General features: G+C 63.1%; 21 protein-coding genes. 14 read left to right on the top strand and 7 right to left on the bottom strand.

The annotated features are described in order from the left end of the window. The 6 genes from NPS58_RS09265 (at position 1) to NPS58_RS09240 (ending at position 5,129) form a co-directional block, all read left to right on the top strand. Entirely contained in the window at positions 1-3,114 is a 3,114-nt protein-coding gene (locus tag NPS58_RS09265) for a tetrathionate reductase subunit A (RefSeq protein WP_034054931.1), read from the top strand. A 169-nt stretch (positions 3,115-3,283) separates the two neighbouring features. Continuing rightward, positions 3,284-3,610 (top strand): ArsR/SmtB family transcription factor, encoded by a 327-nt coding sequence (locus NPS58_RS09260; protein ID WP_034054933.1) that lies wholly within the window; start codon positions 3,284-3,286, stop codon positions 3,608-3,610. Continuing rightward, positions 3,607-4,041, top strand: a complete 435-nt coding sequence (locus tag NPS58_RS09255) for a YeeE/YedE family protein (RefSeq protein ID WP_034054934.1) — start codon at positions 3,607-3,609, stop codon at positions 4,039-4,041. The genes NPS58_RS09260 and NPS58_RS09255 overlap by 4 nt, the downstream gene beginning before the upstream one ends. Before the next feature lies 1 nt (position 4,042). Continuing rightward, complete coding sequence (locus tag NPS58_RS09250) at positions 4,043-4,459, top strand: YeeE/YedE family protein (RefSeq protein WP_034054935.1); 417 nt, start codon at positions 4,043-4,045, stop codon at positions 4,457-4,459. A gap of 16 nt (positions 4,460-4,475) precedes the next feature. Further along, positions 4,476-4,664, top strand: a complete 189-nt coding sequence (locus NPS58_RS09245) for a YgaP family membrane protein (RefSeq protein ID WP_034054936.1) — start codon at positions 4,476-4,478, stop codon at positions 4,662-4,664. Between the two features lie 27 nt (positions 4,665-4,691). Continuing rightward, complete coding sequence (locus NPS58_RS09240) at positions 4,692-5,129, top strand: OsmC family protein (RefSeq protein ID WP_034054937.1); 438 nt, start codon at positions 4,692-4,694, stop codon at positions 5,127-5,129. A gap of 73 nt (positions 5,130-5,202) precedes the next feature. On the opposite strand, the gene NPS58_RS09235 is transcribed toward NPS58_RS09240, so the two are convergent. Beyond that, positions 5,203-6,531, bottom strand: coding sequence for a ferredoxin reductase family protein (locus NPS58_RS09235; protein ID WP_034054938.1), 1,329 nt, complete (start codon positions 6,529-6,531; stop codon positions 5,203-5,205). 261 nt (positions 6,532-6,792) lie between these two features. Here NPS58_RS09235 and NPS58_RS09230 point away from each other — a divergent pair, with 261 nt between their 5' ends. The 3 genes from NPS58_RS09230 (at position 6,793) to NPS58_RS09220 (ending at position 10,795) form a co-directional block, all read left to right on the top strand. Then, a complete protein-coding gene (locus NPS58_RS09230) occupies positions 6,793-7,434 on the top strand; it encodes a substrate-binding domain-containing protein (protein ID WP_003158902.1) in 642 nt (213 codons plus the stop codon). A 569-nt stretch (positions 7,435-8,003) separates the two neighbouring features. Further along, on the top strand, positions 8,004-8,909 hold the full coding sequence (locus NPS58_RS09225; RefSeq protein ID WP_274115152.1) for a hypothetical protein: 906 nt from the start codon (positions 8,004-8,006) through the stop codon (positions 8,907-8,909). Positions 8,910-9,094: 185 nt separating this feature from the next. Then, complete coding sequence (locus NPS58_RS09220) at positions 9,095-10,795, top strand: SulP family inorganic anion transporter (protein WP_274115151.1); 1,701 nt, start codon at positions 9,095-9,097, stop codon at positions 10,793-10,795. A gap of 33 nt (positions 10,796-10,828) precedes the next feature. On the opposite strand, the gene NPS58_RS09215 is transcribed toward NPS58_RS09220, so the two are convergent. Both NPS58_RS09215 and NPS58_RS09210 read right to left on the bottom strand, forming a co-directional pair. After that, entirely contained in the window at positions 10,829-11,464 is a 636-nt protein-coding gene (locus NPS58_RS09215) for a LysE family translocator (RefSeq protein WP_274115150.1), read from the bottom strand. 71 nt (positions 11,465-11,535) lie between these two features. Beyond that, the gene (locus NPS58_RS09210; RefSeq protein WP_425313038.1) at positions 11,536-12,609 is read right to left on the bottom strand and encodes a glycerophosphodiester phosphodiesterase; all 1,074 of its coding nucleotides are present in this window, start codon (positions 12,607-12,609) and stop codon (positions 11,536-11,538) included. 110 nt (positions 12,610-12,719) lie between these two features. Between NPS58_RS09210 and NPS58_RS09205 the strand changes: the two genes are divergently transcribed. Next, positions 12,720-13,742, top strand: a complete 1,023-nt coding sequence (locus NPS58_RS09205) for a DUF4917 family protein (protein ID WP_274115149.1) — start codon at positions 12,720-12,722, stop codon at positions 13,740-13,742. Positions 13,743-13,856: 114 nt separating this feature from the next. Next, positions 13,857-14,747, top strand: coding sequence for a DMT family transporter (locus NPS58_RS09200; protein WP_274115148.1), 891 nt, complete (start codon positions 13,857-13,859; stop codon positions 14,745-14,747). Between the two features lie 53 nt (positions 14,748-14,800). On the opposite strand, the gene NPS58_RS09195 is transcribed toward NPS58_RS09200, so the two are convergent. From NPS58_RS09195 to NPS58_RS09180, 4 genes are all read right to left on the bottom strand, one after another. Next, positions 14,801-16,018, bottom strand: coding sequence for a class I SAM-dependent methyltransferase (locus NPS58_RS09195; RefSeq protein WP_274115147.1), 1,218 nt, complete (start codon positions 16,016-16,018; stop codon positions 14,801-14,803). 106 nt (positions 16,019-16,124) lie between these two features. Beyond that, positions 16,125-16,742, bottom strand: coding sequence for a TPM domain-containing protein (locus tag NPS58_RS09190; RefSeq protein ID WP_274115146.1), 618 nt, complete (start codon positions 16,740-16,742; stop codon positions 16,125-16,127). Positions 16,743-16,769: 27 nt separating this feature from the next. Continuing rightward, on the bottom strand, positions 16,770-17,513 hold the full coding sequence (locus NPS58_RS09185; RefSeq protein ID WP_274115145.1) for a TPM domain-containing protein: 744 nt from the start codon (positions 17,511-17,513) through the stop codon (positions 16,770-16,772). Continuing rightward, complete coding sequence (locus NPS58_RS09180) at positions 17,513-18,115, bottom strand: LemA family protein (protein WP_274115144.1); 603 nt, start codon at positions 18,113-18,115, stop codon at positions 17,513-17,515. Before NPS58_RS09180 ends, NPS58_RS09185 begins: the two co-directional genes overlap by 1 nt. Before the next feature lie 184 nt (positions 18,116-18,299). Between NPS58_RS09180 and bglX the strand changes: the two genes are divergently transcribed. From bglX to NPS58_RS09165, 3 genes are read left to right on the top strand one after another with little or no spacing between them, the layout of a single operon-like run. Further along, complete coding sequence (gene bglX, locus NPS58_RS09175; RefSeq protein ID WP_274115143.1) at positions 18,300-20,591, top strand: beta-glucosidase BglX; 2,292 nt, start codon at positions 18,300-18,302, stop codon at positions 20,589-20,591. A gap of 60 nt (positions 20,592-20,651) precedes the next feature. Continuing rightward, positions 20,652-22,403 (top strand): ATP-binding protein, encoded by a 1,752-nt coding sequence (locus NPS58_RS09170; protein WP_274115142.1) that lies wholly within the window; start codon positions 20,652-20,654, stop codon positions 22,401-22,403. After that, a complete protein-coding gene (locus NPS58_RS09165) occupies positions 22,403-23,737 on the top strand; it encodes a sigma-54-dependent transcriptional regulator (RefSeq protein WP_274115141.1) in 1,335 nt (444 codons plus the stop codon). Before NPS58_RS09170 ends, NPS58_RS09165 begins: the two co-directional genes overlap by 1 nt. Positions 23,738-23,901: the final 164 nt, after the last annotated feature.

Here is a 23,901-nt window from a genome sequence, read left to right as displayed (position 1 = left end):
ATGACCGACAAGTCCAAGCAACAAGAACTGCAGGATGCCGGCCGGCGCAAAGTGATCACCCAGGGCGCCGCCGTCGCCGGTGGTCTGGCGGTGTTCGCCGCAGGCTACAGTGAAACCGTCAGCCGGGCGGTGACCGGGCTGGTGCACGGCACCGCCGGCACGCCCACCGCCGACGCGGTGCGCGGCAATTCCCTGACCCCGGAATTTCGCATTGACCCGCTAACTGGCGCGCTGTCCACCCAGCCGGGGCAGACAGTTAGCCCGTCGGTGTGCCTGGGCTGCTGGACCCAGTGCGGCATTCGCGTACGGGTGGACAACGAGGCCAACCGCATCATTCGTGTGGCCGGCAACCCTTATCACCCGCTGGCCACCACCCAGCCGGCGGACATGCAGACGCCGGTGCGCGATGTGTACGCAGCGCTGGGCGGCGATGCCGGCATCGAAGGCCGCGCCACCGCCTGCGGGCGCGGCTCGGCGATGTTCGAGCAGCTGACCAGCCCCTACCGCGTGCTGCAACCGCTAAAACGGGTGGGCAAGCGCGGCGAGGGCAAGTGGCAAACCATTTCCTTCGATCAGTTGGTCGAGGAAGTCTGCGAGGGTGGCGATCTGTTTGGTGAAGGTCATGTGGACGGCTTGCGCGCGATCTATGACCGCGAGACCCTGATCGATCCGGCCAACCCGGAGTACGGCCCGCTGAGCAACCAGTTGCTGTTCACCGATGCCGGCAACGAAGGCCGCACGCCGTTCGTGCGCCGCTTTACTCAGCAGTCGTTTGGCAGCGTCAACTTTGCCAACCACGGCTCGTACTGCGGCCAGACCTACCGGGTGGGCACCGCTGCCGCGCTCGGCGACCTGGCCGGCACGCCCCACGGCAAGCCGGACTGGGACAACGCCCGTTTCGGCCTGTTCATCGGCACTGCGCCGGCCCAGGCGGGTAACCCTTTCCAGCGCCAGGGCCGGCAACTGGCCGAGGCGCGTACCCGCACCGACAAGCCGGTGTTCGAGTACGTGGTGGTTTCGCCGACACTGCCGGCCACCTCCAACGTGCTCAGCGATGGCAGCGAGTGGCTGGCGGTCAAGCCGGCCGGCGACCTGGCGCTGGTGATGGGCATGATCCGCTGGATCCTCGACAACCGTCGCTACGACGCCGGCATGCTCGCCCAGCCGGGCCAGGCGGCCATGCGGGCGGCGGGCGAAGTGTCCTGGAGCAACGCCACCCATTTGCTGGTCAATGATCCGGAGCATCCGCGCTTCGGCAGTTTCCTGCGCGGCGCCGACCTGGGCTGGAGCGATGTCGATGCCTACGTTGTGCAGCGCGCCGACGGCGAGTTGGCCGCGCACACCCAGGCCGAACCGGCGGAGCTGTTCGTCGAACGCACGGTGACGCTGGACGGTCAGCCGGTGCGGGTCAGCAGCTCGCTGAGCCGCCTGCACGCTGAAGCCCGGCGCATGAGCCTGGAGGAATACGCTCGCGAATCCGGCGTGCCGGTGGAGAAGATCATCGGGCTGGCCGAACGCTTTACCGGCTACGGCAAGCAGGCGGTGGCCAACTCCCACGGCGGCACCATGAGTGGTTCCGGCTTCTACACCGCCTATGCCATCGGCATGCTCAACACGCTGATCGGCAACCTCAACGTCAAGGGCGGCCTGGTGGTGGACGCCGGCCAGTTCCCGCCGTTCGGCCCGGGGCCGCGCTACAACATCGGCGGTTTCGCCGGCAAGGTGGACCCCAAGGGTGTGGCCCTGTCGCGCCACCGTTTCCCCTATGAAAAGAGCAGCGAATACCGCCGCAAGAAAGAGGCCGGCCAGTCCCCGTACCCCGCCAAAGCGCCCTGGTATCCGGCAGTCGGCGGGCTGAGCTCGGAAATGATCGCCGCCGCCCTGGATGGCTACCCGTACCGCGCCAAGGTGTGGATCAACCACATGGGTAATCAGGTGTACGGCATCGCCGGCTGGCGGCACGTCATCGAGGAGCGCCTGCGCGATCCGAAACTGATGCCGCTGAGCATCGCGGTGAACCCGTTCATCAACGAAACCAGCGCGCTGGCCGACTACATCGTGCCGGACACCTTGACCTACGAAAGCTGGGGTGTCTCCGCGCCCTGGAACGGCGTGGTGGCCAAGGCCTCCAGCGTGCGCTGGCCGGTGGTCGAGCCGCGCGTGGCGAAGACCGCCGAAGGTCAGCCGATCAGTCTGGAAAGTTTCCTGATCGCCACCGCCAAGCGCCTCGGCATGCCGGGCTTTGGCGCCGGCGCGATTCGTGACGTCCAGGGCAACCGCCACGACCTGAACAGCGCCGCCGACTTCTACCTGCGTGGCTTTGCCAACATCGCCTACGCCGGCGGCCAGCCGGTGCCGGAAGCCAGCGATGACGACCTGGCGCTCACCGGCGTGATACGTCACGCCGAGCAGTTGCAGCACGGTCTCAAGCCCGAGGAGTGGCGGCGTGTGGCGCTGTTGATGAGCCGTGGCGGACGCTTTGCGCGCGTCGAGGATGCCTGGAACGAGGATGGCCAGCTGCGCCAGGGTTACGCAAATCCGCAGCAGATCTGGTACGAGGACCTGGCCAGGATGCGTCACTCGCTGACCGGCGAGCGTTACAGCGGTTGCCCGACCTGGTATCCGGTGCGCATGGCCGACGGTCGTCCGATGCGCGAGTTGTACGGCGAGGCGCAGTGGCCGCTGCTGATGATCTCCTTCAAGTCGCACCTGATGAGCGCGTTTTCCATCGGCGCCGACCGGCTGCGTCAGGTGCACCCCCATAACCCGGTGTATCTGCATCGCGACGATGCGGCGCGGTTGGGCATCGGTCATGGCGACCGAGTGCGCCTGGTCACTCCAGGTGGCACGCGGGAAGGGGTGGCGCTGGTGCGTGACGGGCTGATGCCGGGCACCGTTGCCGTTGAGCACGGCTACGGACACACCGAGCTGGGCGCTCGCACCCATCAGGTGAATGGCCAGCCCATGCCGCACAACCCGGCGCTGGCGGCGGGGGTCAACCTCAACGACCTCGGCTTCGGCGATCCGACCCGTCCGGACACCAACGTGTGGATCGACTGGGTCTCGGGTGCGGCGGTACGCCAGGCCCTGCCGGTGCGCATCGAACGGGTCTGAGTCGGGCGGCACGTCAGACGCCGGGTCAGGAGCAATCCTGGTCCGGCGTTTTTCTGTCTGGAATTCATGTAGGGCGTGAAAACGATGCCGGCAATTGGCAGGCTTAAAATCTATTGCCTAATAAAATATAAAAACATATATTGTTTCTGTCTTAGATGAGTGAGATTTCATGAATACCCATCCCATTCCCCTGGACATCCAGAAACTGCGCGCCAATGCCGACAGCGCAGGCCAGTTGCTCAAGGCGCTGGCCAATCCCGATCGTTTGCTGCTGCTCTGTCAGCTGTCACAGGGCGAGCGCAACGTGAGTGAGCTCGAAGCGTTGCTGGGCATTCAGCAGCCGACGCTGTCCCAGCAGTTGGGCGTGTTACGCCGTGAAGGTCTGGTGGAGACCCGGCGCGAGGGCAAGCAGATCTATTACCGCATCAGTAGCCCCGAGGCGCTGGCGGTGATTTCCACGCTCTATCAACTGTTTTGCGCAAAGGAGTCGACATGATCATTGATTGGGCTCATTTCACACCCTGGACTTCGCTGGCCGGCGGCATGTTGATCGGCCTGGGCGCCGGCCTGTTTGTGGTCCTCAATGGGCGCATCGCCGGCATCAGCGGGCTGCTGGCCAGCCTGTTGGAGCGGGGTGGCGAGGGGCGCGGCGAAAAAGGTCTGTTTCTGCTCGGGGTGCTGCTCGCGCCACTGTTATGGGTGGTCTTCTCCACGCTGCCAGTGCCGCAATTCCAGACCAACGGGTTGGGCCTGTTGATGGCCGGTCTGCTGGTGGGCGTGGGCACGCGCTATGGCTCCGGGTGCACCAGTGGTCATGGCGTATGTGGCATTTCACGCCTGTCGCCCCGCTCCATGGCTGCAACCGCTGCGTTCATGGCCAGCGGTTTTGTCACGGTTTTCATGCTACGTCATCTGTGGGGAGGCTGATATGCGCAAGGTGACTGCTTTTGCCGCCGGATTGATCTTCGGTATCGGCTTGTTGTTGTCGGGCATGGCCGATCCCGCCAAGGTCATCGGCTTTCTCGATCTGGCCGGCCAGTGGGACCCGTCGCTGGCACTGGTTATGGGTGGCGCTGTCGCCGTGGCCTTTTTACCCTTCACCTGGGCGCGTCGGCAGACCCGTTCGCTGCTGGACGCTCCCATGCGGCTGCCCGAGAAGCGCGAGCTGGATCGTCGCCTGATCGGCGGCAGTTTGCTGTTTGGCATCGGCTGGGGAATTGCCGGGATCTGTCCGGGGCCGGCCGTGGCGCTGGTGCTGACCGGCTACTGGCAAATCCTGCTCTTCGTGTGCGCCATGTTCGCTGGAATGTGGCTGTTCTCCGCGCTGGAACGCCGGCGCCCCTGATGACCTAGAGGTCTGTATGAAAACCAACGTGGGAACCCTTGATCGCGGCCTGCGCATTGTCGTTGGCGTGGTGCTCATCGCTCTTAGCCTGTTCGGCGTGATCGGTTGGTGGGGCTGGCTCGGCGTGCTGCCGCTGGCCACCGGGCTGTTCCGCTTCTGCCCGGCGTATCCGCTGTTGGGCATCAACACCTGCAAACGTTCCTGACGTTTTGTTCCTGACAAGGAGTGGCCTATGAAAACCATCAGTGTGCAAGGCGGCATGGGTAACGGCTTCGCCATCGAAATGGCCTGCGGCAATCATTCGGTGTTCATCGACCAGCCGCGTGCGGCATTCGGCACCGATACCGGCCCGAGCCCGCTGGAGCTGGTCCTGGCGGCGTTGGGTGGCTGCCTCGGCACCATCGCCCGGTTCCTCGCCCACCAGCGAAAGATTGAACTTCGCGGCATGCGCTTCGAGATCGAGGCGGATTACGACCCGGCCGGTCTGCTGGGGCGTGATAACACCGTGCGCCCCGGTTTTGAGGAGGTGCGCTTGCGCGTCGAGATTGATGCGGACCTGAGTCCTGAAGAGAAACTGGCGTTCTTGGAAGAAGTCGAGCGCCGCTGCCCGTTGGTCGACAACCTGCTGAACGGCACCCACTTGCACACCGAGCTGGCTGAGCCGTCCTGAAGTGAAAACTGCCTGGACCAGGGGCGTAGCGACACACTCAAGTCACTACGCCCCTGCCTCTGGGCTGCAAAACTCAGCGCATATCGAACAGTTCCTGATGGAAGTCGGCAGGGCTAAGGCCGTGGGCATTGAAGTCCTCGCTCAGCGCCTGGCCAAAGCCGGCCGGGCCGCAGAACCAGATATTTGCCGCCGACCATTCCGGCACTTCCTGACGGATGCGTTCGCCGTTCAGTCGACCGTCGCGAGCCGTGACCAGCACATGCAGTCGAACCCCGGCGCGTTTGGCGAGCTGGCGAACTCGCTCGATAAAACCCTCGTCAGGCTCGTTGGTGCTGTAGAACAGATCGATGGCCTTGCCATCCGGCTGTTTGATCAGAGCCTGCAGGCGGGCAATGAACGGGGTGATGCCGATACCACCCGCTACCCAGATCTGCCGCGATTTGCCGCAGCTGAAGTCGAAGCGGCCATAGGGACCCTCCACGCTGACCAGATCGCCGACCTTCACCTTGTCAGGCAATGTTTGGGTGTAGTCGCCGAGGCCTTTGACCAGGAAGAACATGCGGCCATCGTCATGCCAGGCCGAGGAGATGGTGTACGGGTGGGCGCCCTCGTGTGGATCGAGGGTCACGAAGGCGAACTGTCCAGCCTGGTGGCCGGGCCAGCGGTCTTTCAGCTTGATGGCAAACTTCAGCACGCGGTTGTCGCGGTGGTGCAGCACTTCCTCGATTTCGCCCACGGCGCGGCGCTTGTAGCCCACGCGGCGGAATAGCGAGACAAAGGCGGCGATCGTGCCGCCGGCCATGAGCGCCAGCATCAACAGGCCGATGGGTGCGCTCCAGAAATCGAACGGCATCAGCACCACCGAATGCACGACCAGCGCCAGATAGACCAGCGCCAGCAACCGGTGAGTCTTGAAAAAATGCCGGTAGGGGAAGCGTTTGAGCAGAGCCAAGACGACCAGCACGACCAGTGCATAGAAGGCCCATTCGCCGATACTCTCGGCCAGGCCGCGCTGGCTGCGAAAAAAGCGGAACAGTTCTACTGTCTGCTCGGGCTGCGGTCCCTTGTGCGGTTTGGTCAGCAAGCCCCAGCCAACCGCCCATTTGGTGCCTTGGGCCCACAACCAGTGGATGATCGAGACCACCAAGCCGGTTATGCCTAGCCACTTGTGCAGCCGGTAGGTCTTGTCCAGACCGCCGAAAAAGGGCTCGATCCGCACCGGGCGCAGCGCCAGCAGCATGCCCACGCTCATCACGCCGATGCCGATGATGCCGGTGTAGGTCACCAGCACATGGCGTACGTCGAAAAATCCATAGTTGGGCGGCAGCAGCGGATCGGCCAGCAGCCACAACGCGCTGAGAATCAGCAGTAGGGCTATATAACCGACTTTGATGGGCTTCATGAGGGTATCTCCGGACTTACTTGCCGGTATTGTCCGTTAAGGCCGGTCACCAGTGACCGGCTTTTTCATTTGAGCGAGGGCTGGCCTTGGTCTGTGTGCAAATCGTGCAATCGCTGTTCAGACTGAATGCAACTGCTGTTCAGTGGCGTTGCAATTGGGTGTTCAGTGCGAATGCAACTCGATGTGCAGGTCACTGCGTTTTCGCATTTACTATGATGCTGGTTTGCCCTTGACCTGCTTCGTCGCTTCTGTAGGTTCTCCGTGGACAACATCACCAGCCAACCCGCCCACCTCAGGCTTGCGATTGCGCCAGGCGTATCGTCATCTCAGCTCTCGGCGCTGCTCGCGCTGCAACGAGCGGAAGAACCCGAGGTCAGCATCACGTTCTTTGAAGTGGCAGGTGACGAGCTGCTTGATGGGCTTCGTGAAGGCCGCTACGACGTGGGAATGTCGCTTCAAGGAGCGAGCGATCCGGCCCTGGAAACCCAGCCCTTGTGGATTGAGCACATGGCCGTTGCGATACCGCTGAGGCTTCCCTTGCTTGAGCAGGCATCGCTCACCATCGCCGACCTCCAGAACTATCCGATCTTTCGCTGGGAGGCTGAGACCTGTTCTTCGCTGGATCGTCGGCTGCTCGCGCGTCTGCCTGCTGACCCGCAGAACCTTCAGTACGTGACTTCCTTCGAGATGATGGCGCTATGGGTTTCTGCCGGCTACGGTGTCGGGGTATCCGCACAATCGCGTATCAAGCACGCCCCTGGATGGGGAGTCAGCATGCGACCACTGGACGACGGCCCCTACGAAATCGTGGCGCACCTGCATAGGCCCCAGGGGCAAGCGAACCCTGTTTCCGAACGGTTCGAGCGCAGGGCACTGCAGATCGCAAAAGCGCTCCCTTCCTGATCGCAGTGGCTGTCGGTAGCTGCCAGCAGAAGGCGGTGGATTTATGCCTTTCGCCAAGAGGGGTGATGTGGTACATTCAGAGGCCACTTCTGGTTTTAATAACCAGAAAAAATCTTTATTAATCAATGGGTTGGCTGCCTTGGGTGATTCCCTTCACCCGCTCCATCCCTCCAAATCCGCTGTGTTTCGTAGCCCATTGCTTCGACCTTCATGCCGGGTTTGCCTCCGTACTTTCCTGGGTGTCTTCGATACCCCTTTGTGAAAGCACAACCCATCAAGACGTATCCGCACCTTGCCTCGCCATGCCGGTCACTGGGCACCCTTGGGCGCAAACTTTTTGCGATAGCCACACGTTTGGCTGCGAAACCAGGGGAAGAATCACTGCCCGAGGAAGTAGCGCCAATTCCTACAAGTAAAGAGGCGCTGACTGACCCACAGATGCACCAGGTTCATGCTTCACTTCGGTCTCACTTTCTGTAGCAACCACGCTGGCCACCTCGGCCACGCCAGGCAAACTCCCTCCCCCGCCATACCCAGGATCGGTGAGTTGTCGCAAGGAATCGAACTTGATGAACCGGTACAAACTATTGACCCTGATAAGTGCACTGTCGTTGACCGGCTGCTCGGAAGACTATATGTCCCTGCACTTCGATAAACCGGTGGGCTCTTGGAACCACAAAATCAATCACAGTATGAACAAATTGCTCACCGATACGCTTCGCTCTCGTGGTGTAGACGTAGACAAGATCGAACTGGCTTTGGATAAAGAAGACACATCAGTGATCCATCTTTCTGTGGACGGTGATTTAAAACCTGAACAGCGTGTCCGCTTGCGGGCCTTGTTTGACGAAATCGTCACGGCCCGGGCAGCCAGCAGCATGACCATCGATCTGGAACTCGAAGCGCAACCCGGAGCTTCCGCCCCGCAGCTTACCCCTTTCGAACTTACCGTCAGCCCGCAGCCAGAACTTACAGCCCAATACAAACTCCTCGACAGAACGCTAGCCGCGTACAACGACACTCAGTTACCCGTTCAGATTTACTGCAATATCAAGGGGGAATTGAATGGCAAACTGCTCTTCAGCTCAGGGACAGTGCAACAAATTCCCGAGCAGTCGCCCGAACATGTGTACCTCCACTACAAGGACAACATCAGACTTAGGAAAGTACGAGCCCGGATGTTAGTCAGGGACGCAGACTTACGCGAGAGCATAAACAAGGGCGAGATTCGCCTGTGGAACGAAGTGCTGACTCTCAACCATCATTTTGAGACGAATCTGCAACTGGCGATTCAAATCGCAAAATTGGGTGACGACCATGCATCAGCCGACGTGCGTGCCGACCAGCGTCTCAGCGACTGGCTTCCCAAATGCACGGATAAAATTCAACAGCTCGGTAGGCCGTTCACCTTTCACATGGGCTCAAGCCTTGACCGCTTAAAAGCGGTCACCTACCAAAACGCCGAATCCAGCTAAGGCAGGACGCCCCATTTCGAGAGCCTATTCCAACGCCATGAAATTTTAACTTTCCCTGCCTGCTCGTCCTGAACGGAACACCCCGTCTTTTGATCTGACGCGCAACGGCGTGGGCCAGGTTGCGCTTTAATGTCCGGTATTGCGCCTCTTCCACCACTTCGCGAAACACTCGAAAGGACCCGTTCATGTTTCTCTCCCGCTGGCTTCCGGGCCTTTCCAATCTGGTGCATTACCGTCGCGAATGGTTTCATGCCGACCTGCAGGCTGGGTTGTCGGTGGCCGCGATCCAGATTCCGATTGCCATTGCCTATGCGCAGATCGTCGGTCTGCCGCCGCAGTACGGCCTGTACGCCTGTATTTTGCCGATGATGGTCTACGCCCTGATCGGCAGCTCGCGACAGTTGATGGTCGGTCCCGATGCGGCCACCTGCGCAATGGTCGCCGGCGCCATTGCGCCGCTTGCAATGGGCGACCCGCAGCGGCTGGCGCAGTTGTCGGTGATCATCACCATACTGGTCGGCCTGATGCTGATTGCTGCCGGGGTGGCGCGGGCGGGGTTTATCGCCAGTTTCTTCTCCCGACCGATCCTGATCGGTTACCTCAACGGCATCGGCTTGAGCCTGCTGGCCGGGCAACTGGGCAAGGTGCTGGGGTTTCGTATCGAGGGCGACGGCTTCATCCTGAGCCTGATCAACCTGCTGCAACGCCTGGGCGAGATCAAGTGGCTGACATTGAGTATCGGCCTTGCCGGGCTGGCGTTGCTGATCTGGTTGCCGCGGCGCTATCCACGCCTGCCGGCCGCACTGGTGGCGGTGGTGCTGGCAACACTGGTAGTCGGTCTGTTCGGCCTGGATCGTTTTGGTGTGGCCGTGCTTGGCCCGGTACCTGCTGGCATCCCGCAACTGGCCTGGCCAGAAACCAACCTGGCGGAAATGAAGAGCCTGCTGCGTGACGCCCTGGGTATCGCCACAGTCAGTTTTTGCAGCGCCATGCTCACGGCCCGCAGTTTCGCCGCCCGCCACGGCTACGCGATCAACGCCAACCATGAATTCCTCGCCCTTGGGGTGACCAACATCGCTGCCGGGGTTTCCCAGGGCTTTGCCATCAGCGGCGCCGATTCGCGCACGGCGGTCAACGACATGGTCGGTGGCAAAAGCCAGCTGGTGGGGATTATCGCCGCCCTGGTGATAGCCGTGATCCTGCTGTTCTTCACCGCGCCCATGGCCTGGATTCCGCAGGCGGCGCTGGGGGCCGTGCTGCTGATGGCCGGCTGGGGCCTGATCGATGTGAAATCCCTGGGGCGGATCTACAAACTCAGCCGCTTCGAGTTCTGGCTGTGCGTGCTGACCACCGTTGGCGTGCTGGGTGTCGGCGTGCTGCCGGGCATCATCATTGCCGTGACCCTGGCTATCCTGCGCCTGCTCTACAGCATCTACCAGCCAACCGATGCGGTGCTGGGCTGGATCCCGGGCATCGAGGGCCAGGTCGACATCCGTCGGCACAAGGAGGCGCGCACGGTGCAAGGGCTGGTGGTGTATCGCTTTGACGACGCGATCCTGTTCTTCAATGCCGACTATTTCAAAATGCGCCTGCTGGAGGCAGTACAGCGCGAGGACGAACCGCGGGCGGTTTTGTTCGACGCCGAGGCGGTCAGCTCCATTGATGTCAGCGGGATTTCGGTATTGCGGGAAGTGCGCGACACCCTGAACGCACGCGGCATCCACTTCGGAATCGCCCGGGCGCAGGGGCGCTTCCTGCGCATGCTGGTGCGCTCGGGCATAGCGCGGGAGATGGAAGACGGCATGCTGTTTGGCTCAGTGCGCTCGGGAATCCGGGCGTATCGGGTGTGGCGCAACCGAATGCACCGAGAGGCAGTGGCGGAGTGATCGCACGGCAAGCCCGCGCCTACACGGTAGCAATCAAGAGCGCGGCATCAGCCCTGGCAAGGCATGCATCAAGGCATTGACGGCAAAGCCAATGAACATCACCCCGCAGGCACGGGTGATCCATAGTTCGTAGCGGGTATACAGCGTGCGTACATGACGGGCACCGACGATGGCGATCAGGATCACATAGGCCAGCAAACCGCCAAGAAAGCTCAGCGCAATCAGCGCCGGCAACATCGACCATTCCAGGGTTTCGGCGCGGCTTGAGATCAGCGCGGTGAAGGTGGCCACCGCCACCGGATAGGCCTTGGGATTGGTCAGACCGAAAACGATGCCATGCCAGAACGGCTTGCGTACCGGCCCCTGTTCGCCACCGCCATTGCCCGGGCGGCTGCGCAGGGCACGAAAGCCCAACCAGAACAGGTACAGGCCGCTGACCAGGCCAAGGATGTCGAATACCGAGCTGCCAATCTGCCGGGCACCGACAATCGCCACCAGCGCGGTGCTGCACCACAGCACATCGCCCAGCAAGTGGCCGCAGAGAAACCCTGCGCCGGCCTTGCGTCCACGGGATGCGCCAATGCCCAGCACCGCAAGCACGCCCGGCCCCGGGGTGATGCCGTAGATAAATCCGGAGGCCAGCACGGCAAGCAGTAGCGAAAAGGTCATGGGCGATTGGATCCTGAACGAGTGCGCAATGCGCGGAGTCTACGGTAGCCGCAGGCGCCCGCGCCAGATCCTCAGTAACCGTTGGCCTCAAGGATCTGCGCTTCGCCGAGCGCTGCCGGACGGGAGAAATAGCGCAGCAACTGGCCACTGCGATTGGTGAAAATGCCATCGACTCCGGCCGCCATGACCTTGTCGAAGTCCACCGTCTCATCGACGGTGTACACATGCACGAGCAAGCCCTTGTCGTGGCTCATCCGGTTCATCCACGGCTGCACCAGGTCGGCGTAACTCTGCGCACCGCCTGCCGTACGTGCCGCGGAGGGCCCGGTGCCGATGGCGCCTGCCGCCCTGGCGTAATCGAGCCAGCGCTCGAACTCGGCCTTGCTGCGGGGTTGCTGGCGGGCATAGAACGCGGCCTTGTCGGTTTCGCCCGACTCGGCAAAGGTCTGGCCCGATGCCGGTTCAATGCTGCCCTTGCCTACCCACAACAGCAGTATCTTGGGCACCTGTGGCAGGTGCCGTTGCAAAAGTGCCAGGCTATTGCGATCAAAGCTCTGCAATACCACCCGGCCGGGCTTGTCCAGCCAGCCACGGGCCTGCAGCTTCGTCGCAAGGTCTGCCTCGATGCCGGGAAACAGGCCCGGCACCTTGGTCTCGATGTACAGCCCGGGGCTGCGCTCCGGATTGCCCTGGGCAATGTCCATCACCTCGTCCAGGGTGAGTATCTGCAGGCCCTCGAAGCGCTCACGGGCGCGTTCGGGATAGGCCTGGTTGAACCAGCTGCCGGCATCCAGCGACTTCAGCTCAGCCAGGGTGAAGGCGCTGACCGGGCTGCTGGTACGTTCCGGAAAGCGCCGGGCCACATTGCTGGTGCGTTGCAGATCGTCGTCATGCACCGCGACCAGCACGCCGTCCCGGGTGCGTTGCAGGTCCAGCTCCAGGTAATCGGCGCCCAGCTCACGGGCCAGCACATAAGCCGGGGCGGTAGACTCCGGCGCATCGAACGAGGCGCCGCGATGAGCGATCACCGCCGGGTGCGCAATCCCTTGCCTGGCCGCCAGTTCCCGGCCCGGCCCGGCGTCCGCCAGCCCGGCCAGTGGCAATAAAGCCAAGCAGAAAAACCTGCGCATTGCCTTGAGCCGCATGACAATTCCTCTTCATTGATCGCGAGTCCAGCATAGTCACCAAGCCTGATGACAGTGCTGTGGCGTGCTAAAGTCGCGCCGATCGAAACACACGCCGAACAGAGAGCCCCATGCCCCACGCCGACCTCGACGCCAGCCTGCACCGCTGGCCAGATCTGAACAGTGCACACCCCAGCACCGGCCTGCTGCTGGGCAACGGTGCCAGTCGTGCATTGTGGCGGCCGTTCACTTACTTCTCGCTGTTCGAAGAAGCCCAGCGGGTACGGCACAAGCCTCTGAACCTGACCGACCAGGCCCTGTTCAAGTCCCTGGGCACAGAACTGTTCGAGCCGGTGCTCAGTGCCCTGAACAGCACGGTACGCATCAACGCCGCCCTGGCGATCAGCTCGTCGGCGCCGCTGAACCGCTACTACACCATCAAGGAAGCGCTGATCCACGCCGTACGCAGCGTGCATGTGCCCTGGCGGCTGCTGCCGATGAGCACCCTGCAGCGCCTCAATGCCGAGCTGCGCAATTACCAGAGCGTCTATTCGAGCAACTACGACCTGCTCTGCCACTGGGCTGCCAGCCAGGCCCCGGAAGGCTTCCAGCCGTTGTTCGATGAAGAGGGCCACTTCGATATCCGCCAGACCCGCCGCCCCGGCACCCGCCTGCTGTACCTGCACGGCGGCCTGCACCTGCTCAAGCAAGCGGACGGCACCACCCGCCAACGCAGCGCCAGCGACGGCCAACTGCTCGATGGTTTTGCGGTGAACACCCCAGGCGAGGTGCCGCTGTTCGTCAACGAAGGCAGCAGCGACGACAAGCTCAAGGCCATTCGCAGCTCCGACTACTTGAGCTGGTGCCTGGGCGAACTGGCCGTGCATCAAGGCGGGCTGTGCCTGTTCGGCCAGCACCTGGACGCTAGCGACCGCCACCTGCTGCAGGCCATCAAGCAGGCGCGCCCCGCGCACCTGGCCATTGCCATCAGGCCATTGAGCGAGGCCTCGATCATCAGCCAGAAGCAGCACTACGCCCAGCGCTTTGCCGACGTGCCGGGGCTGCCCCTGTACTTCTTCGATGCCAGCAGCCACCCCCTGGGTGCAGCCGACCTCGAGATCCCGGTGCCGGTAGTCAAGCGCAAGCACCGCTGAAGGGTTTATGCCAGGCAGCGCGAACTGTACGGATGAACTTGTGACCAACTGTAACAAGATCATCCGCGCCGCCTGTGGCTCAATGGAGCCACTTACCCGCCACAGGCGCTTGCCATGTCCAGCCGCGAAAACACCGGGATGGCCCTAGGGCTTCTCGGCGTCATCATCTTCAGCCTCACCCTGCCCATGACCCGTATCGTCGTGCAGGAACTGCATCCACTGCTCAACGGCCTGGGCCGCGCCCTGCTGGCGGCGATTCCGGCGGCGGCGCTGCTGTTGTGGCGGCGGGAAAAATGGCCGACCTGGCAGCAGATCAAGGGCCTGAGCCTGGTGGCGCTGGGTGTGATCCTGGGCTTTCCGGTGTTCTCGGCCTGGGCGATGCAGAGCGTGCCCGCCTCCCACGGCGCGCTGGTCAACGGGCTACAGCCATTGTGCGTGGCCTTCTACGCCGCCTGGCTTTCCCATGAGCGCCCGTCGAAAGCCTTCTGGGCCTGCGCGGCGCTGGGCAGTGCGCTGGTGCTGGCGTACGCGGTGATCATGGGCGCGGGGCAAATCCAGGCCGGTGACTTGCTGATGCTGGCGGCAATTGCCGTGGGTGGGCTGGGGTATGCCGAAGGCGGCCGGCTGGCGCGGGAGATGGGCGGCTGGCAGGTGATCTGCTGGGCACTGGTATTGTCGGCGCCGCTGTTGCTTGGGCCGGTGGTGTACCTGGCCCTGCAGCATCAGGGGCCGGTGAGTGCCAAGGCCTGGTGGGCGTTTGGCTATGTGTCGCTGTTCTCGCAGTTCATTGGTTTTTTTGCCTGGTATGCGGGGCTGGCACTGGGCGGGATTGCACGGGTGAGCCAGATCCAGTTGCTGCAGATCTTCTTCACCATCGCATTTTCGGCGTTGTTCTTTGGCGAGCAGGTCGAGCCGATTACCTGGGTGTTTGCAGCCGGCGTGATCGCAACCGTGGTGCTGGGCCGCAAGACCCGTGTGCACCCGGCGGTGCAGGCCTTGCGGTAGGGGTTGCCTGATAGGCGTGGGCTGGGCCGGCCTCTAGCGTGGCAAGCCCCCTCCTATGCGTTGATCAGGCCATCGGCCTGCAGCAACGTCTCCAGGCAATGCTCCTTGACCCCATAGAATTCCTTGAGCTGCCGGATCTTCGCCAGCAGCGCCGTCGGTTCCACCGGCGCCTTGCGTTTCACCGCCAAGATCATCTTGTTCTTGTTGGTGTGTTCCAGGGAAATGAACTCGAACACCTTGGTCTCGTAGCCACAGGCCTCCAGGTACAGGGCGCGCAGGCTGTCGGTGAGCATTTCGGCCTGCTGGCCCAGGTGCAGGCCGTATTGCAGCATCGGCTTGAGCAAGCCAGGAGCCTGCAGTTGCGGGCGAACCTGCTTGTGGCAGCACGGCGAGCACATGATGATCGCCGCACCACAGCGAATGCCGGTGTGAATCGCGTAGTCGGTGGCGATATCGCAGGCATGCAGGGCAATCATCACCTCGATGGCGCTGGGTACCACACTGCGGACATCGCCACATTCGAACACCAGCCCCGGATGCTCCAGGCGCGCGGCCGCCGCATTGCACAGCTCGACCATGTCCGGGCGCAATTCGACGCCAGTGACCTGGGCTTCACGCTGCAAGGTATTGCGCAGGTAATCGTGGATGGCGAAGGTCAGGTAACCTTTGCCCGAACCGAAGTCCGCCACGCGCAAGGGCTGGTCAGCCGCCAGCGGCGCCGTAGCCAGGGCATGGGAAAACACTTCGATGAACTTGTTGATCTGCTTCCACTTGCGCGACATCGACGGGATCAGCGCCTGCTGTTTGTCGGTCACGCCCAGGTCGTGGAGAAATGGCCGGCTCAGTTCCAGGTAGCGCTTCTTCTCCCGGTCATGCTCGCCTGCCGGCGCCTGCAGCGTTTGCTGCACGGCCTTGCTGTGGAGCATCGGCTTGCCCTTCTTGCTGAACTCCAGCTGAGCCTCGTCGCTCAGGCTCAACAGGTGGGCATTGCGAAACGAAGCCGGCAACAGTTCGGCCACCAGCGCCAGGGCTTCATCATTGGGCAGGTTGCGAGTGATGTCGCGCGTCGTGTAGCGGTACACCAGCGACAGGCAGGCCTGGCCCTTGACGGTAAGCGGCTTGGCAATGACCCGCTGCAAGGCTTCGTCGCAGCCGACATGACGCGCCAGCACCAGCTTGATCAAGGCATTCTGTTGCAGGCTGGTGGCGAGCAGGCTCAGAAACTGCGCACGCGCATCCGGCGCGGTCTGTGCGGTGGGGGTATCGGACATCGGGGGTGGGTGCCTCGGGGTGCGGAGGGAGCGGCTAGGCGCAATGGCGGGCATTTTACGTGGATGACCGGCCGCCGCCCAGCTTTTGTCGATCAGCGTTCCCGCTTTATCGAAGCACCACCAGGCGATTGGGCAGCTCGTTGCGCTCATGGGTCAGCGGCACGTGTTGGCTGAGCAACTTGCCACAGGCCTCGATGCAGCTGACAAATCCCTGCACGGTCTGGCCCTGGCGCACCTGTTCGGTAAAACGCTGGATGATGCCCTCCCACACCTGGTTGTCCAGGTGCCGGGAAATGCCTTCATCCACCAGGATCTCGACATAGCGCTCGGCCTCGCTGACAAAAATCAGCACTCCGGTGCTGCCCGCGGTGTGGTGCAGGTTTTGCTCAAGAAACTGGCGCCGGGCCAGGTTGGAGGCGCGCCAGTGGCGCACCGAGCGCGGAATAAGCCGGGTGGTCAGGCTCGGGATGCGAAACACCAGGCTCAACGCGAGAAAGGTCAGCCATTGGACGATCAGCAGGCTGTTAACGCTGAACCAGCCGGTGAAGTAGAACAACACGCCCGGCGCCAGCAAGGCCAACAGGCTGGCCCAGAGCAACGGGATATAGGCGTAGTCGTCGGCGCGGCTCGCCAGCACCGTGACCAGCTCCGCGTCGGTGTGGCGCTCGACCTGGGCAATCGCCTCGGCAACCTGGCGCTGTTCGTATTCACTGAGCAAAGTCATGCGCAAGTGTTCTCCTTGATTATTGTTCTACCAGCCACCGGAGGAACCGCCGCCGCCAAAGCCACCACCGCCACCCCCGAACCCACCACCGAATCCGCCACCTCCACGACCGCCGCCAAAGCCCCCATAGCCGCCGCCGAACCCGCCCCCCATGCCACCACGCCCGCCGCCGCCCAGGCCCATGGACTGCGCGGCAAAGACAATCACGATCAGCAGAATGAACAGACCGACGGCCCAGCCTGGCGCTTCCTCTTCGCCACCACCGCCCTGGGCCCGCGACGGCTCGGCCAGCGGATTGCCCCCGAGCACCTGAAGGATCGCCGCCGTGCCCTGGACAATACCCTGGCTGAAATCGCCGCGCCGGAACTCCGGGGTGATGATGCTGTTGATGATGACCGAAGCCTGGGCGTCGGTCAGGCGCTCTTCCAGGCCATAGCCGACTTCGATGCGCAGCTTGCGCGCCTTGGGGGCGACGATCAACAGCGCACCGTTGTCCTTGCCCTTCTGGCCGATGCCCCAATGACGCCCCAGCTGGTAGCCGAAGTCTTCAATGGGCAAGCCTTGCAGATCATCGACCGTCACCACCACGACCTGCTCCGTGGTGGCTTGCTCATGGGCCGTGAGCATGCGCTCGAGCTGACTGCGGCTACCGGCATCGAGCAGGCCTGCGTTGTCCACCACGCGTCCGGTCAGGGCCGGAAAAACCGGCTCGGCCCTGAGCGGCGTGACGATCAACAGCGCCAGCAGCAGCGCCAGGTGCACCAGGCGCATCAGAATTTCACTTCAGGAGCTTTATCGGCGTCGCTGGCGGTGGCCTCGAAATTCTCCCGCAGCGGCAGGTTGCTATACATCACGGTGTGCCAGAGCCGCCCCGGGAAGGTACGGATCTCTGTGTTGTAGCGCTGCACGGCGGCGATGAAATCCTTGCGCGCCACGGCGATACGGTTTTCCGTGCCCTCGAGTTGCGACTGCAGGGCCAGGAAATTCTGGTTCGACTTGAGGTCCGGGTAGCGCTCGGACACCACCATCAAGCGGCTCAGCGCCCCGGTCAGCTGCGACTGGGCCTGCTGGAACTGCTGCAGTTTCTGCGGGTCATCCAGGGTACTGGCATCGACCTGGATCGAGGTCGCCTTGGCCCTCGCCTCAATGACTGCGGTCAGGGTTTCCTGCTCCTGCTTGGCGTAGCCTTTGACCGTTTCGACCAGGTTGGGAATCAGGTCGGCGCGGCGCTGGTACTGGTTCTGTACCTGGGCCCAGGCGGCCTTGACCTGTTCGTCGTAGTTGGGAATGTTGTTGATCCCGCAACCGGACACAAGGCTTGCGAGCATCAGCAACAGCCCCACCCTGATGCCCTTGAACTGGATTACCTGCATAGTTGCCTTGCTCCTTGATCAGCGTGAGTCATCGTACTTGAGGCATAATCCGTCACCGCCGCTGGATCGTAATGGCCCGATCGGCTAAAAGATGCCCCAGCAAACTACAACAATAGCCGCTTCCCCAACTTCGGCTGGGCAGTATCACCGTGAACACTGCCGTAAGCCTCGAGAACTGAATTCAATGAACAAGCTGTGTTTGCTGGGCCTTCTTGTCAGCCTGGCCAGTCAGTCGGCATTTGCCGACACCCCTGCCGAGCCGCTGAAGAACAAACAGGCGTTCATCGCCGATCTCATGCAGCAAATGACCCTGGACGAAAAAATCGGCCAGTTGCGCCTGATCAGCATCGGGCCGGAAATGCCCCGGGAGATGATCCGCAAGGAGATCGCCGCCGGGCGCATCGGCGGTACGTTCAACTCGATCACCCGTGCCGAAAACCGTCCGATGCAGGACGCGGCAGGTCGCAGCCGCCTGAAGATCCCGATGTTCTTCGCCTACGACGTGATCCACGGCCACCGCACCATTTTCCCGATCAGCCTGGCCCTGGCCTCGAGCTGGGACATGGACGCGATTGCCAAGGTTGGCCGCGTGTCGGCCCTTGAAGCGGCCTCCGACGGCATCGACATGACCTTCGCGCCCATGGTCGATATCGCCCGCGACCCGCGCTGGGGCCGCACCAGTGAAGGGTTTGGCGAAGACACCTACCTGGTCTCGCGCATCTCCAAGGTGATGGTCGAGTCGTTCCAGGGCCAGAGCCCGGCAGAGCCGACCAGCCTGATGGCCAGCGTCAAGCACTTCGCCCTGTATGGCGCGGTGGAAGGCGGGCGCGACTACAACACGGTCGACATGAGCCCGACCAAGATGTTCAACGACTACCTGCCCCCCTACCGCGCGGCCATCGACGCCGGCGCCGGTGGCGTGATGGTTGCCTTGAACTCGATCAACGGCGTACCGGCCACGTCCAACACCTGGTTGATGAACGACCTGCTGCGCAAGGACTGGGGCTTCAAGGGCGTGACCGTGAGCGATCACGGCGCGATCACCGAGCTGGTCCGTCATGGTGTCGCCCGCGATGGCCGCGAAGCCGCCAAGCTTGCCATCAAGGCCGGCATCGACCTGAGCATGAACGACTCGCTGTACGGCGAGGAGCTGGCCAGCCTGCTCAAGGCCGGTGAAATCGACCAGGCCGATATCGACAATGCTGTGCGTGAAGTGCTCGGCGCCAAGTACGACATGGGCCTGTTCGCCGACCCGTACCGGCGCATCGGCAAGGCCAGCGACGACCCGGCCGACACCTACGCCGACAGCCGCCTGCACCGCGCCGAAGCCCGTGACGTAGCGCGCCGCAGTTTGGTCCTGCTGGAAAACCGCGAACAGACCCTGCCGCTGAAAAAGGCCGGCACCATCGCCCTGGTCGGCCCTCTGGCCGATGCCCCCATCGACATGATGGGCAGCTGGGCCGCCGCCGGGCGTCCCAACCAGTCGGTGACCGTGCGCGAAGGCATGCGCCAGGTGCTGGGCGACAAGGCCAAGGTGATCTACGCCAAGGGCTCCAACGTCACCCACGACAAGGCCATCCTCGATTACCTGAACTTCCTCAACTTCGACGCCCCGGAAATCGTCGACGATCCACGCCCTGCCGCGGTGTTGATCGACGAAGCGGTCAAGGCCGCCAAGCAGTCGGATGTGGTGGTGGCCGTGGTTGGCGAGTCGCGTGGCATGTCCCACGAATCCTCCAGCCGCACAACCCTGGAAATCCCGGCCGCCCAGCGCGATCTGATCAAGGCCCTGAAAGCCACCGGCAAGCCGCTTGTGCTGGTGCTGATGAATGGCCGGCCGCTGTCGCTGACCTGGGAGCGTGAGCAAGCCGACGCGATCCTCGAGACCTGGTTCAGCGGTACCGAGGGTGGCAATGCCATCGCCGATGTACTGTTCGGCGACTACAACCCCTCGGGCAAGCTGGCGATCACCTTCCCACGCTCGGTCGGGCAGATCCCGATGTACTACAACCACCTGAGCATCGGCCGCCCGTTCACCCCGGGCAAGCCTGGCAACTACACCTCGCAGTACTTCGAAGAGCCCAATGGCCCGCTGTACCCCTTCGGCTACGGCCTGAGCTACAGCGACTTCAGCCTGTCGCCGCTGACCCTGTCGAGCAAGACCCTGAAAAAGGGCCAGACCCTCGAAGCCAGCATCCAGGTGAAGAACACCGGCAAGCGTGACGGCGAAACCGTGGTGCAGTTGTATGTGCAGGACATCGCCGCGTCCATGAGCCGACCGGTCAAGGAGCTCAAGAACTTCCAGAAAGTCATGCTCAAGGCCGGCGAAGAGCGCACCGTGAGCTTCACCCTCAGTGAAGATGACCTGAAGTTCTACAACACCCAGCTGCAATGGGCAGCGGAGCCTGGCGAGTTCAACGTCCAGGTCGGGCTGGACTCTCAGGCCGTGCAGCAACAGCGTTTCGAACTGCTGTAAACCGTTGCCACGCTCCAAGGGAAGGCCAGGAGGCCTTCCCGAATCGCCGGGACTTGCACCATGCCTTATTCCTTTCGCGCCCTGCGTCTGGGGCTGATCGTTTTTTTCATCCTCGCCGGTACCCTGTTCACGGCCGGCTGGGCCATGCACCACGCCAAGCGCCAGTCGATGGTCGAGGAAGCTGGCCGCGCCAACCTGCAACTGGGCCTGTATGCCACCTCGCTGCATACCCTGATCGAGCGCTACCGTGCCCTGCCCGCCGTGCTGGCCCTGGACCCGGAACTGATCAGCGCACTCAAAGGCCCGGTCGACGGCCCGGTACAGGACGCCCTCAACCGCAAGCTCGAGCGTATCAACGGCGCCGCCAACTCCTCGACCCTGGAACTGCTCGACCGCACCGGCCTTGCCGTGGCGGCCAGCAACTGGCGCTTGCCCAGCTCCTATGTCGGCTCGAACTATGGCTTTCGCCCCTACTTCAAGCAGACCCGCAGCCTGGGCAGCGGCCGCTTTTATGCAGTGGGCGTGACCAGCGGCGTGCCCGGCTACTTTCTGTCCAGCGCCGTCCAGGACGAAAACAGCCGCTTTCTCGGCGCCATGGTAGTCAAGCTGGAGTTCCCCGAGCTTGAACGCGAATGGCGCCAGGGCAATGACATCCTGCTGGTCAGCGATGCCCGCGGGATCATCTTCATCGCCAACCAGGACGGCTGGCGCTACCGCGAACTCCAGCCCCTGAGCAGCGCCGACCGTGCCGAGCTGGCCGCCACCCGCCAGTACGACAAGCAGCCGCTGGTGCCCCTGCAGCACCAGGTGCTCAGCCGCTTCGACGATAACAGCCACCTGATGCGCGTGCAGGGGCCTGAAGGCACCACTGAGTACCTGTGGGAGAGCCTGCCACTGGAAGCCGAAGGCTGGACGCTGCACCTGCTGCGCAAACCCCAGGTCAGCGACGACGGGCGCAATGCTGCCCTGGCCGCTGCGGCGGTGTGGCTGAGCCTGGTGTTCGCCCTGCTGTTCATCAGCCAGCGCCTGCGCTTGGCCCGTATGCGCCAACGCAGCCGCGAGGAGCTCAAGCGCCTGGTCGAGGAGCGTACCCGCGACCTGCGCACCGCCCAGGAAGGCCTGGTGCAGTCGGCCAAGCTGGCCGCGCTTGGGCAGATGTCGGCGGCCCTGGCCCATGAAATCAACCAGCCGCTGACGACCCAGCGCATGCAACTGGCGACCTTGCGCCTGCTGCTCGACAACCAGCGCTATGACGAAGCCCGCCTGGCCCTGGAGCCGCTGGAGCAAATGCTCACACGCATGGCGGCGCTCACCGGCCACCTGAAGACCTTCGCCCGCAACAGCCCCAGCGGCCTGCGCGAGCGCCTGGACCTGGCCACCGTGGTCGACCAGTCGCTGCAATTGCTCGATGCACGCATCCGCGCCGAACAGGTGGATGTGGCGTTGTACCTGGCCCGCCCGGCCTGGGTACGTGGTGACGCGATCCGCCTGGAGCAGGTGCTGATCAACCTGTTGCGCAATGCCCTGGATGCCATGGCCGGTAAAAACTTCAAGCGCCTGGAAGTACGCATCGAGGCCCACGCCGATCAATGGCGCCTGAGCGTGCTCGACAGCGGAGGCGGCATTGCCGCCGAGCACTTGGCCAATGTCTTCGACCCGTTCTTCACCACCAAGCCGGTAGGTGAAGGCTTGGGCCTGGGGTTGGCGATATCCTATGGCATCATTCATGAAGCCGGTGGGCGCCTGTCCGTCGAGAACCAACCCGGCGGTGCCTGCTTCAGACTCACCCTGCCCTGCGATCCGGAGCCTTGATGTTCAATTCGGTAATGGTTGTCGATGATGAAGCCAGCATCCGTACTGCCGTGGAGCAGTGGCTGAGCCTGTCGGGCTTCGATGTCCAGCTGTTCAGCCGCGCCGAAGACTGTCTCACGCAACTGCCTGGGCACTTTCCCGGAGTCATCCTGAGCGATGTGCGCATGCCGGGCATGGACGGCCTGCAATTGCTCGAACAGCTTCAGGTCCGCGACCCCGACCTCCCGGTGATTCTGCTGACCGGCCACGGCGACGTGCCGATGGCGGTCGAGGCCATGCGCAACGGCGCCTATGACTTTCTGGAAAAGCCCTTCAGCCCCGACAGCCTGCTGGGCAGCCTGCGCCGCGCCCTGGAGAAGCGCCAACTGATACTGGAGAACCGCCGCCTGCACGAACAGGCCGACCTCAAGGCGCGCCTGGAGCTGAACCTGCTGGGCATGTCCCAGGGCATGCAGCACCTGCGCAGGCAAGTGCTGGACCTGGCCAGCCTGCCGGTCAATGTACTGATCCGTGGCGAGACCGGCAGCGGCAAGGAACAGGTCGCGCGCTGTCTGCACGACTTCGGGCCGCGGGCCGACAAGCCTTTCGTAGCGCTGAACTGCGCCGCGATTCCTGAACAATTGTTCGAGGCCGAACTGTTTGGCCATGAGAGCGGCGCCTTCACCGGCGCCCAGGGCAAACGCATCGGCAAGCTCGAATATGCCAATGGCGGCACAGTGTTTCTCGATGAAATCGAGAGCATGCCCCTGGCCCAGCAGGCCAAGCTGTTGCGGGTGCTGCAGGAACAGAAGCTGGAGCGCCTGGGCGCCAACCAGAGCATCAGCGTCGACCTGCGCATCATCGCCGCGACCAAGCCGGACCTGCTCGAAGAAGCCCGTGCCGGGCGTTTTCGCGAAGACCTGGCCTACCGTTTGAATGTGGCGGAACTGCGCCTGGCGCCGCTGCGCGAACGGCGCGAGGACATTCCCCTGTTGTTCGAGCATTTTGCCCGCAACGCAGCCGAGCGCGCAGGCCGCAGCGCGCCCGTACTCAACGGCCCGCACCTGGGCCGCCTGCTGAGCCACGACTGGCCCGGCAACGTCCGCGAGCTCGCCAACGCCGCCGAGCGCCACGCCCTGGGCCTCGGCGAGCCGGTCGATGCAACGACGGAGTCCGGCCAGTCGCTGGCGGCCCAGCAGGAAGCCTTCGAAGCCCAGTGTCTGAGGGCAGCCTTGACCCGGCACAAGGGCGAGATCAAGGCGGTCATGGAAGAGTTGCAGATCCCCCGGCGCACGCTCAACGAAAAAATGCAGCGCCACGGCCTGCAGCGGGAAGATTTTCTCGGCCCCCTTTGACACCCAATAAGCGGATTATCGCCTATCACCCCTTGGCCGATAGGCGGATTTCCGCTTATCGATCAACGCAAACCCTTCTAGAACGGGCTTTCGGCACCTGGCACAGCTCCTGCTATAGACCTGCCAGGCTGCGTTTCGGCGCGCTCCACAAAAACAACTAGAAG

The organism is Pseudomonas putida, assembly GCF_028682455.1.
GTDB classification, from domain to species: domain Bacteria; phylum Pseudomonadota; class Gammaproteobacteria; order Pseudomonadales; family Pseudomonadaceae; genus Aquipseudomonas; species Aquipseudomonas putida_AA.
The sequence above is the reverse complement of the archived record's forward strand: the minus strand, read 5'-3'. Positions and strand labels throughout refer to the sequence as shown.